Below are 16,520 nucleotides of genomic sequence, written 5' to 3'. Positions count from 1 at the left end.
AACTCCTGGGTGAGTCGGTGACGTCGAGATGTGGCGCGAGTGGCGTGGGGGTCGGGTCGGCGTCCCGACCCCCACACGATCGGTCAGCTCTCGGCGGCGAGGAGCTGGTTGACCTTCTCCTCGGCGGTCTTGAGCAGTGCGTCGATGTTCGAGTTCGGGTTGGTCAGCACACCCGACATCGCGGCGTCGAGCACCGCGTAGACGGCCTGGGCGTTGCGCGGCTCACCCTTGATCGGAACCGGGGTCGCCTCGAAGAGCGCGAAGTTCGCCGTGTCGACGTTCGCGTTCGCCTTACGCAGCTCCAGCTCCTGCTTCTGGGCGTCACTGCCGTTGGCGAAGAGCAGCGGCTGGGGCAGACCCACCGGGTAGTTCTGCGGCTTGGCCCGCACGTAGTCGAACTGGCCCTTGCCCGGGGTGAGCTTCTGGTACGCGATCCACTTCAGACCGGCCTTGACCTGCTCGGGAGTGAGGTCCTTCTTGAAGAAGTAGCCCTCGCCACCACCGAGCGTCCCCTTCGCCGCGCCGTCCTGGCCGGGCAGCGGGGCCATCGCCCAGTCCTGGAACTTTCCCTGGAACTGGCTGACGATCGCCTGGGTGGCGTCCGGCGCGCCGATGAACATGCCGACCTTGCCCGCGCCGGCGTTCGTCAGCAGGTCGCCCCACTGGAGCAGCTGACGGGCGCCCATGCTGTTGTCGCCGTACCGCATGTCCTTGAGGTTCTGCAGGACCTGCTTGCCCATGGCGTTGTTGAAGTCGGCCTTCTTGCCGTCCTCGGTCAGCACCTGGCCACCCTGCGAGTAGAGCAGGGAGGTGAAGTGCCAGCCGCCGGTGTTGCCGGCGCTGTACTCCGAGTAGCCGGCGATGCCGTTGCCGAGCGCGGAGATCTTCTTGGCGGCGGCACGGACGTCGGCCCAGGTCTTGGGCGGGTTGTTCACGTCCAGCCCGGCCTGCTGGAACAGGGCCTTGTTGTAGACCAGGCCCATCGAGTAGTTCTTCACCGGAACGGCGTAGAGCTTGCCGCCGTCGGTGAAGACCTCCTTGAGCGCCGGGTCGACGCTGTCCCAGGTTGAGATCGCGTCCTTGTTGACGTGCGGGCCGATGTCCATCGCCTGACCGGAGTCGAGCACCTGCTGGAGATCGGTCATGTATCCGTAGAAGACGTCGGTCACGGTGCCGCCGGCGAGGCGGGCGGTGAAGTCCGGCGGGTTGTTGCACTGCTCGCCGACGCTGACGCTCTTGATGGTGATGTCCGGGTTCTGCTTCTGGAACTCGGCGACGTCGTCGTTCCAGTTCTTCAACAGCTCTTTCTGCGCGCCGACCGGCTGGCAGTCGACCGTGATGGTGACCTTGCCGTTGGCGTTCGAGCCCTTGTCGTCGCTCTTCGTGGAGCACGCCGTGAGGCTGAGCCCCAGGCCGGCCACGAGCGCAACCGCCGCAGCCTTTCGGTGTTGCGGTACGGACATCTGTCCATCCCTTCGGGAACGGGTGTCTCCAATGACCTTCGCTGATCTGCGGTGATACGACCTGACGCCCAGTAGCTGCGTCGGAGCCAGGTGTGAGTGGAGCCACTGTAGCGAGGCCGACTCATTTCGGCAAGGTATCGACCCTGTTCCGAAAGGACACGACGTGATGACGACAGATGTTGGCAAGCCGCTGAAAGCAGCCCGATTTGACGGCTATTGATCGCTTATGACCGGCCATTCGGACCGGTCGATGCTGACGATGGTGAGCAACGACGAAAACGGCCGCCGACCGCGAGAGGCGGTCGACGGCCGAAGCGTCGTTCGGTGTGGCGCCTAGCGGCCAGGGGCGGGCGCGGTGGAGCCCCGCACCACCAACTCCGGCTCGAACAGCAGCTCGTCCTGAAGGACACCGGCACCCTCGATCTGGGTGACCAGCAGATCCACGGCGGCCTGCCCCATCGTCTCGATCGGTTGCCGCACTGTGGTCAACGGCGGATCGGTGCACGTCATGAAGGCGGAGTCGTCGAAACCCACCACCGACACGTCGGCCGGAACCGAACGGCCCAGCCGGCGGGCCGCCCGAATCGTGCCCAGCGCGAGCACGTCGCTGGCGCAGATGATGCCGGTCACGCCCCGCTCGACCAACTTCGTCGCGGCGACCCGCGCACCCTCCATCGAGAAGCTGGAACGCTCGACGCACTCGGCGTCGCCCTCGTCCCAGCCGGCAGCCTGGACCATCGCGTCGAGCTTGCGCCGCGACGGCACATGCCCCTCCGGGCCGAGCACCATGCCGATCCGTTCGTGCCCGAGCGAGCGCAGGTGCCCGTACGCCTGCTCCACCGCCACCGCGTCGTCGGTGGAGACGCGGGGAAAACCCAGCTCGTCCACACCGGCGTTGACCAGCACGACCGGAAGCCCACGGTCGGTCAGCCGACGGTAGTGGTCGTGTCGGGCGTCGGCGAGCGCGTACGAGCCACCGGCGAAGATCACCCCGGAGACCTGGTGGTCGAGGAGCATCTCCACGTAGTCCATTTCGGAGACCCCACCGATGGTCCGGGCACAGAGCGCAGGGGTGTAGCCGCGCTGAGCGAGGGTGCCGGTGACGACCTCGGCCAGCGCCGGGAAGATCGGGTTCTGCAACTCGGGCAGCACCAGCCCGACCAGCCGGGCGCGTTCGCCGCGCAGCTTGGTCGGCCGCTCGTAACCGAGCACGTCCAGTGCCGTCAGCACGGCGGTGCGGGTCGCCTCGGAGACCCCGTCGCGGCCGTTGAGCACCCGGCTGACGGTGGCCTCGCTGACGCCCGCCTTCTTGGCAACTTCAGTCAACCGCTTGGTCACGGTCGCAATCGTACGTCACCTGGATGAAAGAAATGAACAGCAAATTGCCGGCGTTTGTCGGCGCACTGCTTGATCGTCACGCGGAGCCGGGGTCAGGACAGGTCGCGCAGGGCGGTTTCGATGGCCCGGTGAAAGGTCGGGTACGCGTAGATCATGTGCCGGAGCTGACTCAGCGGCACCGCCGCGTGCACCGCCACCACCAGCGCGGACAGCACCTCGCCACCGGCCGGACCGGCCGAGGTGGCACCGATCAGCACGCCCTGGTCGGCGTCCGCCACGAGCTTGATGAAACCGTCGTCGCCGACCCGGTGGATCCAGCCGCGGGTGGAGCTGCTGAGCTTGGTGAAACCCACCTGCACGTTGATGCCGCGTTCGCGGGCCTGCTGTTCGGTGAGCCCGACCGCGCCGATCTCGGGATCGGTGAACGTCACCCGGGGCAGCGCGCGGTAGTCGGCTCGCGGAACGGTGCCGGCCGACCCGCTCGACCCGCTGGCGGCCAGCGAGCTGGATGCGCCCATCGCGCCGCCGACCACGCTGGAGGTGCCGCTGGCGTCCGCCCCCGCCTTCGCCTGCCGGGCACGGGCCAGGATGTCGGCGATCACGATCCCCGCCTGGTACATGGCGATGTGCGTGAAGGCGCCCTCGCCGGTGATGTCGCCGACCGCCCAGAGGTGGTCGGTGACGTGCAGACGGTCGTCGACCGGGAGGTAACGCTGGCTGGCGTCCAGGCCGATCGTGTCCAGGCCCAGCTCGCTCAGGTGTGCCTTGCGCCCGGTCACCACCAGCAGCCGGTCGGCGGTGAACTCCGCGCCGCCGCCACCGCGCAGGGTGAACCTGGTCCCGTCGTGTTCGACCCGTTCGGCGCGTACCCCGGTGTGGATCTCCACGCCGTCGGCGCGCAGCGCCGCCGCGGCGACCTCGGACGCCTCGGGTTCCTCGACGGCCAGCACCCGGTCGAGCGCCTCGACCACTGTGACCCGGACCCCGAAGCGGGCGAAGACCTGCGCCAACTCCAGGCCGATCGCGCCGCCACCCAGCACGAGCAGCGACTCCGGCAGCTCCTCGACCTCGATCGCCTGGTGGTTGGTCCAGTACGGCGTGTCGGCCAGGCCGTCGATCGGCGGCACCGACGGACGGGTGCCGGTGCCCAGCACCACCCCGTGCCGGGCCTCGAACACCTGGTCACCGACGCGGACCCGACGCGGACCGTCGAGCCTGCCGCTGCCCCGCACGAGCCGGCCGCCCTTGCCGACGAACCGCTCCGCCGCGACCGTGTCGTCCCAGGTGTCGGTGGCTTCCTCGCGGATCCGCTTCGCCACCGGCGCCCAGTCCGGCTGGACCTGCGCCGTTCCGGCGAGCCCGTCGACCCGGCGAGCCTCGGCGAGCGCGTTGGCGGCTCTGATCATCATCTTGCTCGGGATGCAGCCCCAGTACGGGCACTCCCCGCCGACGAGATCCCGTTCGACGCCGACGACGTTCAGGCCGGCCTCGGCAAGTCGCTCGGCCACCTCCTCGCCGCCGACCCCGAGCCCGACCACGACCACATCCACCAGCTCCGGATCCGCCACACCGAACAGCATCCCCCAGCGACACCACCCCAACCACCGGGGTCGGCGGAAAAGTCGGCGCGCGCACCGACCCGGACGCCTACCGTGGCCGGATGCACGCACGCTTCGCTCCGGTCCAGGACTGCTTCCACGACCTGCTCGCCTCCGGTCGGGAAACCGGCGCAGCCCTGACCATCTGGTACGACGGGCAGCCGGTCGTGGACCTGACCGGCGGCTCCCGCCGCGGCCACGGGCCGGGCGGCGAGCCGTGGCTGCCGGACACGCTGGTGAACGTCTACTCGGTCGGCAAGCCGGTGGCAGCGCTCTGCCTGTTGCTGCTCGTCGACCGGGGAACCGTCGATCTCGACGCACCCGTGGACCGGTACTGGCCGGAGTTCCGCACTCCCGCCACAGTGCGTCAGGTGTTGTCGCACACCGCCGGACTGCCGGCCTTTCCGGTGCCGCGACCGGCCGCCGCGATCGCCGACTGGGCGCTGCTCATCGGCGACCTGGCCGCCGCCGACCCCGAGTGGTCGCCGGGCTCGGTCGCCGGGGAACACGCCTGGACGTACGGGCACCTGGTGGGCGAGCTGGTCCGCCGCGTCGACGGACGGTCGGTGGGCCGGTTCCTGGCCGAGGAGATCGCCGACCGGTGGCAACTCGACCTCGGCTTCGGGTTGACCGAGGCGGACCAGTTGCGGTGCGCGGACCTGCGGTACGGCGACCCGCAGTGGCCGACCCGAATGCTCGGCGAGCCCGGCTCGCCACGGGCGCGGGCGATGGGCAACCCGGCCGGCGGGCTGGACCTGGCCGTGCTGAACAGCCCGATGTGGCGGGGCGCGGAGGTGCCAGCGGTCAACCTGCACGCCACAGCGTCCAGCCTGGCCCGGCTCTACGCCGGCCTCCTGGCCGGTGGTGTCCTGGACGGGGTTCGGCTGTTCAGCCCGGAGCTGGTGGCGGAGGCGACCCGGGTCCAGTACGACGGGCCGGACCTGGTGCTGGACCGCGACGCCCACTGGACCCTGGGCATGCAGTGGGAGCCGGACGGCAGCTGGGGCATGGGTGGCATCGGCGGCAGCAGCGCGTGGGCCGACCCCGAGCGCGGCTACATCTTCGCGTACGCCACTGCGCACCTCGCCGAGCACGACCGGGTGGACGAACTGGTCGAGGCGTTGCACTCGGTGCTCTGATCAGCGCAGCCAGACGGGGTCGGTGTCCGGTACCGAGAGGGGCGGTGGGTAGTCGAGCGTCTGGCGCAGGGCCTCGGGCAGCCGCCACGGTTGGTGGATGGCCTTGCCCTGCACCCCCGCCAGCTCCGGCACCCACCGGCGCACGTAGTCGCCGTCCGGGTCGTACCGTTCGGCCTGCCGGACCGGGTTGAACCCCCGGTAGGGCTTCGTGTCGTTGCCGGTGCCGGCGACCCACTGCCAGTTGCCGGAGTTGTTCGCCACGTCCCCGTCGAGCAGCCAGCGGAAGAACACCGCCACTCCGGACCGCCAGTCCTGCCCGAGGTGTTTGGTCAGGTAGCCGGCGGTGATCAGCCGGGCCCGGTTGTGCATCCAGCCCTGTGCCAGCATCTGCCGCATCCCGGCGTCGACGATCGGCATTCCGGTGCGTCCCTCGGTCCAGGCCGCCAAGGCGTCGTCGTCGTAGCGCCACTGCTCGGTGGCGCCCCGCCGGTACGCCGTTGTCGAGATCTCCGGGAAGGCTGCGGTGACCTGGTAGTAGAAGTCCCGCCAGCAGAGCTGCCTGACGAACGGGCCGGACCGGTCGCCGGCGCGGTTCGCCACCGCCAGCGGCGAAACGCAGCCGAAGCGCAGGTACGGGCTGAGCCGGGACGTGTCGTCGCCGGCCATGTCGTCGTGCTGATCGCCGTACCGGGTCAGGTCGGGCAGCCAGTCGGTGAGCCGCTGCCGGGCGATCCGCTCACCACCGCTGGCCGCGTCGGGTGAGTCGCCGGCCGGCAGCGCCGACAGCCGACCCACGCGTACCCGATCGGGCAGCGCGATCCGGCGCGGCGCGGCCAACTCCTCGCGCCACCGGTTCGCCGCCCAGGCCCTGTGGTACGGGCTGAACACCCGGTAGTGGTCGCCGCCGCCACCGGGCCGCAACGCGCCCGGCTCGACCACTGTCAACCCGGGAAACAGTCGCAGGTGCAGCCGGTGCCGCTCGCACTCGGCGCGTAGTCGCCGCTCCCGACGGACGGCGTAGTGGCTGACGTCGGCCGACAGCGCGACGGCGGTGGCCCCGACCTCGCCGGCCAGCCGGATCGTCTCGGCCGCCGGGTCGCCGTGCCGGACCACCAGGTCGCCACCACGCTCACGGAGTTGGTCGCGCAGGTCGGCGAGGGCCTGGTGCAGGAAGCGGGTGCGGTTGGCGGAGAGGTCGGCCAGCGCCGGGTCGAGCACGTACAGCGGCACCACCTGGTCGAAGGCCGCACAGGTGGTGGCCAGCGCCGGGTGGTCGTGCACCCGCAGGTCGCGGGTGAGGAGCACGATCGCCGTGCTCGCGGTCACCGGCTCTCCGGCTGGATGGTCGGCCCGGGGATGACGACCGGGGTACCGGTCGGGCTGAGCAGGGCCCGCGCGGCCACCGCCATCCGTCGCCGCTGCGACACCAGGGCCCGCCGGACGAAGACGTCGTAGTCCTGCGCGGCCACCTCGTCGAGGATGCCGCCGTAGAGGGCGTACGCGGTGCGCATGCAGGCCTGCGAGGCGGGCGCCAGCATGGTGATGCCTGGTGCTGCGGCGGCGTAGTGCGCCTGGGCGCGGGTCACCTCGTACTCGATCAGCTCGCGGATCCGGGCTGTGACGCGGCCCCGGGCGCGGGCCTCGACCAACTCCTCGCGGGTGACCCCGAACTTCGCCATGTCCTCGTCCGGCAGGTAGGTGCGGTCCCGGTCGAGGTCCTCGGCGACGTCCCGGATGAAGTTGGTGAGCTGGAAGGCGAAGCCGAGTTGTCGGGCCGGCTCCCGGGCCGCCACCGGGTCGGAGGTGCCCAGGATCGGCAGCATCATGGTGCCGATGACCGCCGCCGAGCCCTCCATGTAGTCGAGCAGGTGGTCGTAGGTCGGGTACGCGGTGACGGTCAGGTCCATCGCCATGCTCTTCAGAAACGACGCAAAGTCGTCCCGGTCGAGATCGAAGACGGCGATCGTGTGCAGCACTGCCGGCAACAGTGGGTCGTCGACCGGCGCACCGTGCAGACCCGCCACGAACTGGCTGGCCCAGTAGTCCAGCAGGGCGGCCCGCTCGGCCGGCGGCAGGTCCTCGGTGCGGTCGACGATCTCGTCCGCGTACCGCGTGAACCCGTAGAGGGCGTGCACATGTCGTCGTTTCCAAGCGGGGAGCAGGCGGGTGGCGAGATAGTAGGTGCGGCCGTGGCGTTTGTGCAGCTCACGGCACCGGTCATAGGCAGCGGTGAGATCAGTTTCCACCGGCCCTCCTCCATTTTTCGACGCACCAATCGACGCAACTCGTACCCTAGGGTACGCTCAGCCGCATGGCCAACGACGCAGTTGCGGGCAACGTGACCCGCGTGGCGCCGACAGGGCCGGGGGACGGGGACGATCCGGTCCGCGCCGTTCTGGCTGCTTATACCCACGATCTGGTCACGGCTGTCGACGAGACCCTGGACGCCTTCCTCACCGCCGAGGTCGACACCCTCAACGACATCGACTCGTCGATGGGCAGCTTCGCCGCCACCGCGCGGGAGGCCGTCCTGACCGGCGGCAAGCGGATCCGCTCCACGTTCGCCTACTGGGGGTGGCGCGGGGCCGTCGGTGGCACCGCGCCGCTACCACCCGTGCTGCCCGCGCTGGCCGCGCTGGAGTTGCTGCACACCTTCGCGCTGGTGCACGACGACGTGATGGACGCGTCCACCACCCGCCGCGGCCGGCCCACCGCGCACGTCGCGCTCGCCGAACAGCACGTCGCCGCCGGCCACCGAGGTGATCCCGGCCGGTTCGGGGAGGCCGTCGCCGTGCTCATCGGCGACCTCTGCATGGTCTGGGCCGACCAGTTGCTTTCCCACGCCTCGGTGCCGTCGACGCGACTCTTCGAGGTGCGCCGCTGCTACGACCAGATGCGGGTCGAGACGGTCGCCGGGCAGTATCTGGACGTGCTCGGCGAGAACGACCCGGAGAGCTGGTCGGTCGACCGGGCACTACGGGTGGCCCGCTACAAGACCGCCAGCTACACCGTCCAGCGACCACTGCTCTTCGGCGCCTGCCTGGCCGGGGTGCCCGCCGACGACCCGCTGGTCTCCGCGTACACCCGCTACGGCCTGGCTGTCGGCGAAGCGTTCCAGCTCCGCGACGACCTGCTCGGCGTCTACGGCGACCCGGCGGCGACCGGCAAGCCGGCCGGGGACGACCTCCGCACCGGCAAGCCGACCACGCTGCTCATGCTGGCCCGTGAGCTGGCCACGCCGGCACAGCTCACGGCGTTGGAGCGGGCCGCCGACGGATCGGTCGACACGCTCGCCGAACTGGTCGCCGAGACCGGCGCGGTGACCCGGGTGGAGCAGATGATCGCCGAGCGGGTCAGCGACGCGCTGGCCGCGCTCGACGCCGCGCCCGTGGACCAGACGGCGCGGACCGCGTTGACCGGGCTGGCCACCGCCGCTGCCAACCGGCGGGCCTGAAGAGCGACTTGAGCGAGGAGGTGGTCACGTGCGGACGGTGACAGGACGGACGGACCGGGTGGTGGTCGTCGGGGCCGGGCTGGGCGGGCTCGCCTGCGCGTTGCACCTGGCCGGTAGCGGTCGACAGGTGACGGTGCTGGAGCGCGAGCCGGTGCCCGGCGGGCGGGCCGGACGCCTCGGCGTGGACGGCTACGAGTTCGACACCGGCCCGACAGTGCTCACCATGCCCGACCTGATCGCCGAGGCGCTCGGCGCGGTCGGCGAGGAGCTGCACGACTGGCTGGACCTGACCCCGCTCGACCCCGCCTACCGGGCGTACTACCCGGACGGCTCGACCCTCGACGTGCTCACCGACACCACCCGGATGGCGGCCGAGATCTCCCGGGTCTGCGGGCCTCGGGAGGCCGACGGCTACCTTCGGTTCGTCGAGTACGCGCGGGAGCTGTGGCGGCTGGAGCGCACCGACTTCATCGAGCGCAACTTGGACGCGCCCACCGACCTGATCACCGGCAACCTGCTCAAGCTGCTCAGCGGCGGGGCCTTCCGACGCCTCCAAACGAAGATCAACCAGTTCTTCCGGGACCCGCGTACCCAGCGGATCTTCTCCTTCCAGGCGATGTACGCCGGCCTCGCGCCGCACGACGCGCTGGCCATCTACGCGGTCATCGCGTACCTCGACTCGGTGGCCGGGGTCTACTTCCCACGCGGCGGCATCCACGCGGTCTCCAGGGCGATGGCCGGCGCGGCCGAGAAGCACGGCGTGCAGATCCGGTACGACACCACCGTGACCCGGGTGGAGACCGTGAACGGCCGCGCCACCGGCGTGCTCACCGCCGACGGCGACCTGGTGCCGGCGGACGTGGTGGTGCTCAACCCCGACCTGCCGGTCGCCTACCGGGACCTGCTCCCCGCCGCGCCGCAGCGCCGGCTCACCTACTCGCCGTCCTGCGTCGTTCTGCACGTCGGCTCCCGACAGGCCTATGCGAAGATCGCCCATCACAACATCCATTTCGGACGCGCGTGGAAGGGCACCTTCGATGAGGTCATCCGACGGGGTGAGCTGATGACCGATCCGTCGCTGCTGGTGACCAACCCGAGCCGGACCGACCCCGCGGTGGCCCCGCCGGACCGACACACCTACTACGTGCTCGCCCCGGTGCCCAACCTGCACCGGGCGCCGTTCGAGTGGCGCGGTGACCTGACCCAGCGCTACACCGACCAGCTGATCGGCACCCTGGAGGAGCGCGGCTACGTCGGCTTCGGCGCCGGGGTCGAGGTGCTCCGGGCGATCACCCCCGCCGAGTGGGAGGAGCAGGGGATGGCCGCCGGCACCCCGTTCGCCGCCGCGCACACCCTCTTCCAGACCGGCCCGTTCCGCCCGTCCAACCTGCACCGCGACCTGCCGAACGTGGTCTTCGTCGGCTCCGGGACCCAACCCGGCGTCGGCGTACCGATGGTGCTCATCTCCGGCAAGCTCGCCGCCGGCCGGATCACCGGGGAAGGCCGATGAGCAGTCGTGAGAAGCACCTCGTCGAGCTCGTCGACGAGGCCGGCACTGCCCACGGCGAGACGACCGTCGCGGCCGCGCACCAACCACCGGGGCAGCTGCACCGGGCCTTCTCGGTGTTGCTGGTGGACCCGGACGGCCAGGTGCTGCTCCAGCGCCGAGCCGCCGTGAAGACCCGGTTCCCGCTGCGCTGGGCCAACTCCTGCTGCGGCCACCCCCAGCCTGGCGAGTCGCTCGCCGAGGCGGCCAACCGACGGCTGAGCGAGGAGCTGGGCGCGGGCCCGGTCGAGCTGACCGAGGTCGGCATCTACGTCTACTACGCCGAGGACCCGGCGACCGGTCGGGTCGAGTTCGAGTACGACCACGTACTGCGAGGCGAGTTCCTGCCCCACGCTCCGCTACTGCCCGACCCGGACGAGGTGGCTGAGCTGCGGTGGGCCGACCCCGCCGCGCTGGAGGCCGAGTTGAAGATCGATCCCCGGTCGTACGCGCCCTGGCTGGGCGGGGTGGTGAACCGCTTGCTACGCCCCGCGGAGCCCCGGTCGGGCGCAACCGGCCCGGCCATGACGCCGCCCGGATCGTCGGCGGATGACACGGCGGAGCGGTCGGGTGGTCGATGAGGCGCTGAGCGCGGGCGCTGTCGCACGTCGGTTGGGGGTCGCGGTGACGACCCTCCGCACCTGGCACCAGCGCTACGGGCTCGGGCCCAGCGAACACGTCCCCGGTCACCACCGCCGGTACACACCCACCGACCTGGCCCGTCTCGAGATCATGCGACGGCTCACCGCCGAGGGGGTGAGCCCCGCTGAGGCGGCCCGTTGGGCCCGCCAGGCACCGGACCCGATGCCCAACGGCACCGGCACCGTCGCCCCCGCCCGGATCCACCCCACCGGCCGTGACGGCGGCGGCTCCATCCCGGTCGGCCGTGCCGGTCCGGCGGCCCGCGGCCTGGCCCGGGCCGCCATGCGACTGGACGCGGCGGTGATCAGCGAGACGATCGCGCACGCCCTGGCCGCCGGCGGGGTCGTCGCCACCTGGGAGGGCCTGCTGCGCCCGGTGCTCGCCGGTATCGGCGAACGACACGCAGCCACCGCCGGCCTGATCGAGGTGGAACACCTGATGTCCCGCTGCGTCTCGGAGGCGCTCGCGGCGGCCAGTCGGGCCAACGTCCCCACCGGGCCGGCCCGGATCCTGCTCTCCTGCGCCGACGAGGAACAGCACACCCTGCCGCTGGAGGCGTTGGCGGCGGCTCTCGCGGAGGCCGGTGTCAGCTACCGGATGCTCGGCGCCCGGGTGCCGGTGGCTGCCCTCGTCGAGGCGGTCAACCGGACCGGACCGGCCGCCGTGGTGCTCTGGTCGCACACCCGGGCCACCGCCGACCCGACCCAACTCAGCGCGCTGCTCGCCGCCCCCCGGCGCCCGTTGCTGGTGCTCGCCGCCGGCCCCGGCTGGCGAGCCGACACGCTGCCCGCCGGGGTGGTGCGACCGGTCGACCTGGCCGAGGCGGTCTCGCTCTCCGCCGCCGTCCGCGACTCCCTGGACCAGTCGAGGCGTGATTGATCGCACTGTCGCCGAATCGCGGCGTGAACTACCGTCGGGCGGGTCCGCCTACCCCGACCCTCCGGGAGCGAGCAGATGCAAGCCCGCGCCATCCTGGCGTCCGTCCTCGCCGTGGCGCTGGCCCTTTCCGGCTGTGCGCAGCCGGAGCGCACCATCGCACCCGCCGGCGCTCCACGGCCGGTGGAATCGACCACGCCGCCCACCCCGACACCGCACCCCAGCGTCACCAAGCCGGCCAAGCCGCCCCTGCGGCCGCTGCCGGCCAAGCTCCCCGCCGGTCTGGGGCGCAACACCGGCGTACGCCCGGTGGCCCTGACGTTCGACGACGGGCCCAGCCCGGCCTGGACACCCAAGGTGCTCGACCAACTGAAGGCCGCCAAGGTGACGGCGACCTTCTGCGTCGTCGGTCGCGAGGTGCAACGTCACCCGGAGTTGGTCCGGCGGATCGTCCGGGAGGGACACCAGCTCTGCAACCACAGCTGGCGTCACGACCTCGATCTTGCCCGTCGACCTGTCGGCGAGATCCGGGCCGACCTGGACCGCACCAACAAGGCCATCCGGAAGGCCGTTCCCGGCGCGAAGGTGTCGTTCTACCGGCAGCCGGGCGGCCGGTGGACGTCGGAGGTGCTCGGGGTGGCCAAGGACCTCGGCATGCGTCCCCTGCACTGGTCGGTCGACCCGCAGGACTGGGACAAGCCGACCGCGGCCACGATCGGCAAGCGTGTGCACGCCGCCACCCGGCCCGGTGGGATCGTCCTTCTGCACGACGGGGGCGGTAATCGGGCCGCGACACTCGCCGCATGCCCGAAGTTGATCGCCGACCTGAAGCAGCGTTTCGGCATCACCCGGCTCCGCTAGAAACGCTCTGACCTGCGGTTATGGCCCACATCAAGCCCTTGCCGACACCGATTTTGTCGACCGACGGAGCATCACGTATGCTTTCCAAGCCTCCGGCGGGGCCGGATGGGAGCAAGTCCGCTTGAAGTTGCGAATGTGCAATGATGGCGGGGCCGCCCTCATCGTCTAGCGGCCCAGGACGCCGCCCTTTCAAGGCGGTAGCACGGGTTCGAATCCCGTTGGGGGCACGACCGGCGTAAGCCGGAGCAAGGCAAGACCGGCGCAAGTCGGAGCAACACAAGCTAGGTCCTGTGGAGCAGTTGGAGTGCTCGCCGCCCTGTCAAGGCGGAGGTCGCGGGTTCAAGTCCCGTCAGGACCGCAGCGCTGACGCCGCGCCCCGCGCGGCGTTCTGCGTATCGGAGCAGGTCGCCTTGCCGCCGGTTCGTCCGGTTGCCGGGTAACATGAGCCGAGCGACACGGCCAGGTAGCTCAGTTGGTACGAGCGTCCGACTGAAAATCGGAAGGTCGGCGGTTCGACCCCGCCCCTGGCCACATAGCCTTTCGCCGGGCTACAGAGGTCCCCGCCAGCGGAAACGCAGGTGGGGATCTTGCTTTGGTGGGTCGCTTTCAGTGACGCCATACCCACCACTCTCCTGGATGATCAACACGACTTTCTGAAGTCGCGCGGTCCCAGCAGGCGCGACACCGCGCGCGGTGTTCAGTGGTCGCGGCGACCCTGCGGGCGATGCTGGGCCACGCTGCCCTGGATCGCCTCCCACACGCTGCGCCCGGCCTCTCGTAGCGTCTCCCCCGCCTGCTCGGCGAACTGGGCTGCGTTCTGCGCCGCAGCCTGCGCCGCGCCTGGAAGACCACCGTCGCCGTCCCCGGACGGGCTCGGACCGGACGCCGCCGACTGGCCGGGCTTGTTGCCGGTCTGCCCGGCGGTCGGCCCCGCCGATCCCGGATGCTGGCCCTGAGGACGCCGACCCTGCGGCTGCTGGCCCTGCGGCTGCGCCTGGTCGGCAAGCCCTGGGCCGCCGGCTCGCGGCCCGGGTCCGCCGGCACCCGGTCCCGAACCGACCGGGCCAGCCCCAGACCGACCCGCATCCGGCCGATCAGAACCCAGGCGTCGACTCGATGCCTTGATCTCCGCTGCGCCCGCGGCCAACTGCTGGGCGCTGCGGTTCACGTCGTCGACGGCGGTGCCGGCCGTGCCCGCGAGCGCCTCGATGATGTGTGGGTTGTGGTCGAGCGTGTCGAGCGCGCGGCCCAGGATTCTGGTCAGCTGCTCCAACCGCACCCGCAGCTGCGCCTCGGCGTTCACCCCGTCGATGTTCAACTCGCCGCCGTTGAGGTGCACCCGTACGCCGGCGTCGACCTGGAGCAGGTTGGCCACCCGGGCCCGCAGCGACAGGTCGGCCTCCAGACCGTCGACCTCCAGTCGGATGGAGTCGACGGAGACCTTCGGAATGTCGAGCAGGACGTCCGGGTTCCCGCTGTCGACGTTCCGGTCCGGCTCCCGCTGCTGCCCGCTCTCGCTCATGCTCTCCCGCCCCACCTGCACACCGGCCCGGTCGTCCGAGCCGTTGGGCGCGGTTACCCGCTTTCCGGCGGGCCATCCCGTCCGTGACGACTCGACGACCCGCTGTCTGGAACCGGGCACAGCGCGAAGCTGCACACCGAGGCATCAGCCGGTATGGTCCGGGCCTATGGGACAGGAATTGACTGATCCGGCCGACATCCGGCAGGACGTCGGCCAGTTCTCTCTCCGGTGCAGCCTTCTCGTCCCGGGCTCCGCCGACCACGCGTTCGCGGTCTTCACCGACGAGCTGACCGACTGGTGGGTCACCGAATACACCTGGTCCGGCCCGGACGCGCTGGCCGAGCTGGGCATGGAGCCTCGGGCCGGCGGCATGCTCTACGAGATCGGCCCGTACGGTTTCCGCGCCGACTGGGGTCGGGTGCTCACCTGGGATCCGCCTCGCCGACTGGTCTTCGTGTGGCAGATCGGTCCCGACCGGGCGCCGGTGCCGGACCCGGCCCGCGCGAGCGAGGTCGAGGTGCTGTTCCATGCCGAGGGGCCGGAACACACCCGGGTCGAGCTGGAGCATCGGCACTTCGACCGGCACGGCGAGGCTGCCGAGGGTTACCGCAAGGCGCTCACGGCCGGCTGGCACGAGCTGCTCACCCGCTACGTCGCCACGGTATCGCGCCACCGTCCCAGCTCGACGGCCTGACGACCTGCCGGGTCACCGGCCGAGCCGCCGACCGGCAGCGACGCCGCCGACGTCCCGACCACCAAGGTTCGCGCGTTGGCCGGCCTCCGCCCCCGAACCGAAGCCGGTGCCGCCCAACCGACGTGGCGGTGCGGTACGCAGCCGTGGGTACTCCTCGGTGAGCCGGCGCTGCACCCGGTCGGACCGGTCGGCCAGCACCAGCGCCATCGACGGTGCGCCCGACTCGGTGGCCGCCGCCGACTCGGCCGCCCAGAGTCGACCTCCGACCACCTCGGCGAAGCCGGCCAGCCAGGAGCGGCGGAAGGCGGCGGGGTGGTCGTCCGCGGGCACCTCGGTGGCGGCCAGGCCGTGCGCCGCCTGCACGAGCAGTGAGGTGAAGAGCAGGTCGACCCGTTCCAGGTCACTGGCGAAGCCGAAGAGGTGCAGGGCGAAGCCGTTGCCCTGCCGACGGCGTACGCAGCGGCAGCGCAGCGGCTCGGCCACCGCGGCGAGCAGGCCGACCTTGTCGCGGGCGTACGGGGCGACGACGTCCAGCACCCGATCGCCGACCGGGTCGGTGGTCGGGTCCCGGGCGGCGAGCAGCGCCCGGTCGACGCCGTAGCGGGCGATCAGCTCGGTCGCCTTGGCGGTGAACGCGGCGGCCTCGGCCGGCGTGCAGGCCGGGTCCTCGGCCTGGGCCAGCAGCTTGCGCACCTTGCTGAGCATGGCCTCGGACATGCCTACAGAGCTACCACACGGGCCGGACATCATCGGGGCCGCACGGCAATCGATCGATACGTATCATCGTCACGGCCAGATGATCAGTCCGATACGGACGGTCAACCAACTGCTTGGAGGAACGAACGGATGCCATCCCCGACCGCTCGTCTACTTGCCGTCGCCACGGCCACCGCACTGCTCTCCGTCGGCACGCCCGCGCAGGCGGAGCCGACCACACCGACCACGCCGGTCAACTCCGGGGCGAACGCGTTCGGCCCGCTCGCCACCTGTTACGGCGGGGCGGTCCGGTCGTACTTCGAGACCGGCCGCTACGGCGGCTCGGCCGGCCAGTACCGCACCACGACGCGCTGTCGCGACATCAACGTGCGCAACGCGAGCGTGTACGCCACCGACGCGTGCGTGATCTTCGTCGACAAGACGAGCGCCTGCAACTACTGGACCTACCTGCCGGCCAACTCGGGCTGGATCACGGTGGCGACCAACGTCCGGGACGGCGTCAACTTCCGGGTCCGCTTCGAGAACCTGCGGTACGAGTACGAACCGCTGATCGCGTACCACGCGTTCTGACCGACCCGCACGGTCGCGGGTGACCCCCCCCGCCTGCGGCCGGGTGGGCTCCGCGTGCCCGCGCGGGAGGGCGGGCAGTGGGGGGGACGCCCGTGGGGAG

15 protein-coding genes and 3 tRNA genes are annotated in these 16,520 nt (G+C 71.2%); 11 read left to right on the top strand and 7 right to left on the bottom strand.

Annotation, left to right across the window (positions count from 1 at the left end):
• Positions 1-83: 83 nt before the first annotated feature.
• The 3 genes from ABZ794_RS04700 to ABZ794_RS04690 form a co-directional block, all read right to left on the bottom strand.
• The gene (locus ABZ794_RS04700; protein WP_210784174.1) at positions 84-1,463 is read right to left on the bottom strand and encodes an extracellular solute-binding protein; all 1,380 of its coding nucleotides are present in this window, start codon (positions 1,461-1,463) and stop codon (positions 84-86) included.
• 333 nt (positions 1,464-1,796) lie between these two features.
• Positions 1,797-2,801 (bottom strand): LacI family DNA-binding transcriptional regulator, encoded by a 1,005-nt coding sequence (locus ABZ794_RS04695; protein WP_112677526.1) that lies wholly within the window; start codon positions 2,799-2,801, stop codon positions 1,797-1,799.
• A 92-nt stretch (positions 2,802-2,893) separates the two neighbouring features.
• Positions 2,894-4,381, bottom strand: coding sequence for an NAD(P)/FAD-dependent oxidoreductase (locus ABZ794_RS04690; RefSeq protein WP_357514264.1), 1,488 nt, complete (start codon positions 4,379-4,381; stop codon positions 2,894-2,896).
• 80 nt (positions 4,382-4,461) lie between these two features.
• Here ABZ794_RS04690 and ABZ794_RS04685 point away from each other — a divergent pair, with 80 nt between their 5' ends.
• The gene (locus tag ABZ794_RS04685) at positions 4,462-5,538 is read left to right on the top strand and encodes a serine hydrolase domain-containing protein (RefSeq protein ID WP_238689245.1); all 1,077 of its coding nucleotides are present in this window, start codon (positions 4,462-4,464) and stop codon (positions 5,536-5,538) included.
• Here ABZ794_RS04685 and ABZ794_RS04680 read toward each other — a convergent pair whose 3' ends face one another.
• Both ABZ794_RS04680 and ABZ794_RS04675 read right to left on the bottom strand, forming a co-directional pair.
• Positions 5,539-6,864, bottom strand: a complete 1,326-nt coding sequence (locus ABZ794_RS04680) for a deoxyribodipyrimidine photo-lyase (RefSeq protein ID WP_357514262.1) — start codon at positions 6,862-6,864, stop codon at positions 5,539-5,541.
• Complete coding sequence (locus tag ABZ794_RS04675) at positions 6,861-7,784, bottom strand: phytoene/squalene synthase family protein (protein WP_357514259.1); 924 nt, start codon at positions 7,782-7,784, stop codon at positions 6,861-6,863. Before ABZ794_RS04675 ends, ABZ794_RS04680 begins: the two co-directional genes overlap by 4 nt.
• Before the next feature lie 65 nt (positions 7,785-7,849).
• On the opposite strand from ABZ794_RS04675, the gene ABZ794_RS04670 reads away from it, so the two are divergent.
• The 8 genes from ABZ794_RS04670 to ABZ794_RS04635 all read left to right on the top strand — a co-directional run bounded on the left by ABZ794_RS04670 (position 7,850) and on the right by ABZ794_RS04635 (position 13,448).
• The gene (locus ABZ794_RS04670) at positions 7,850-8,992 is read left to right on the top strand and encodes a polyprenyl synthetase family protein (RefSeq protein ID WP_210784169.1); all 1,143 of its coding nucleotides are present in this window, start codon (positions 7,850-7,852) and stop codon (positions 8,990-8,992) included.
• Between the two features lie 28 nt (positions 8,993-9,020).
• Positions 9,021-10,502 (top strand): phytoene desaturase family protein, encoded by a 1,482-nt coding sequence (crtI, locus tag ABZ794_RS04665; protein ID WP_091395988.1) that lies wholly within the window; start codon positions 9,021-9,023, stop codon positions 10,500-10,502.
• Positions 10,499-11,119 carry an isopentenyl-diphosphate Delta-isomerase gene (gene idi / locus ABZ794_RS04660; RefSeq protein ID WP_357514257.1) on the top strand — a complete coding sequence of 207 codons (621 nt, stop codon included), beginning with the start codon at positions 10,499-10,501 and terminating at the stop codon, positions 11,117-11,119. The genes crtI and idi overlap by 4 nt, the downstream gene beginning before the upstream one ends.
• Positions 11,109-12,059, top strand: coding sequence for a MerR family transcriptional regulator (locus ABZ794_RS04655; RefSeq protein WP_357514637.1), 951 nt, complete (start codon positions 11,109-11,111; stop codon positions 12,057-12,059). The genes idi and ABZ794_RS04655 overlap by 11 nt, the downstream gene beginning before the upstream one ends.
• A gap of 75 nt (positions 12,060-12,134) precedes the next feature.
• A complete protein-coding gene (locus tag ABZ794_RS04650) occupies positions 12,135-12,917 on the top strand; it encodes a polysaccharide deacetylase family protein (protein ID WP_238689249.1) in 783 nt (260 codons plus the stop codon).
• 154 nt (positions 12,918-13,071) lie between these two features.
• A tRNA-Glu gene (locus tag ABZ794_RS04645) sits at positions 13,072-13,144 on the top strand.
• 57 nt (positions 13,145-13,201) lie between these two features.
• A tRNA-Asp gene (locus ABZ794_RS04640) sits at positions 13,202-13,275 on the top strand.
• 99 nt (positions 13,276-13,374) lie between these two features.
• Positions 13,375-13,448, top strand: a tRNA-Phe gene (locus ABZ794_RS04635).
• Between the two features lie 166 nt (positions 13,449-13,614).
• Here ABZ794_RS04635 and ABZ794_RS04630 read toward each other — a convergent pair.
• Positions 13,615-14,559, bottom strand: a complete 945-nt coding sequence (locus ABZ794_RS04630; RefSeq protein ID WP_357514255.1) for a hypothetical protein — start codon at positions 14,557-14,559, stop codon at positions 13,615-13,617.
• A 46-nt stretch (positions 14,560-14,605) separates the two neighbouring features.
• On the opposite strand from ABZ794_RS04630, the gene ABZ794_RS04625 reads away from it, so the two are divergent.
• Positions 14,606-15,133: an SRPBCC family protein gene (locus tag ABZ794_RS04625; protein ID WP_210784165.1), complete on the top strand. Its 528-nt coding sequence runs from the start codon at positions 14,606-14,608 to the stop codon at positions 15,131-15,133.
• Positions 15,134-15,145: 12 nt separating this feature from the next.
• Here ABZ794_RS04625 and ABZ794_RS04620 read toward each other — a convergent pair whose 3' ends face one another.
• Positions 15,146-15,850: a DUF2786 domain-containing protein gene (locus ABZ794_RS04620; RefSeq protein WP_238689251.1), complete on the bottom strand. Its 705-nt coding sequence runs from the start codon at positions 15,848-15,850 to the stop codon at positions 15,146-15,148.
• A 129-nt stretch (positions 15,851-15,979) separates the two neighbouring features.
• Here ABZ794_RS04620 and ABZ794_RS04615 point away from each other — a divergent pair, with 129 nt between their 5' ends.
• The gene (locus ABZ794_RS04615; protein ID WP_210784163.1) at positions 15,980-16,420 is read left to right on the top strand and encodes a hypothetical protein; all 441 of its coding nucleotides are present in this window, start codon (positions 15,980-15,982) and stop codon (positions 16,418-16,420) included.
• Positions 16,421-16,520: the final 100 nt, after the last annotated feature.

Source organism: Micromonospora sp. NPDC047187 (genome assembly GCF_040643355.1).
In the GTDB taxonomy this organism is placed as follows: Bacteria; Actinomycetota; Actinomycetes; order Mycobacteriales; family Micromonosporaceae; genus Micromonospora; species Micromonospora salmantinae.
Note: the sequence above shows the minus strand (reverse complement) of the source record. Positions and strands in the feature narration are given on the sequence as shown.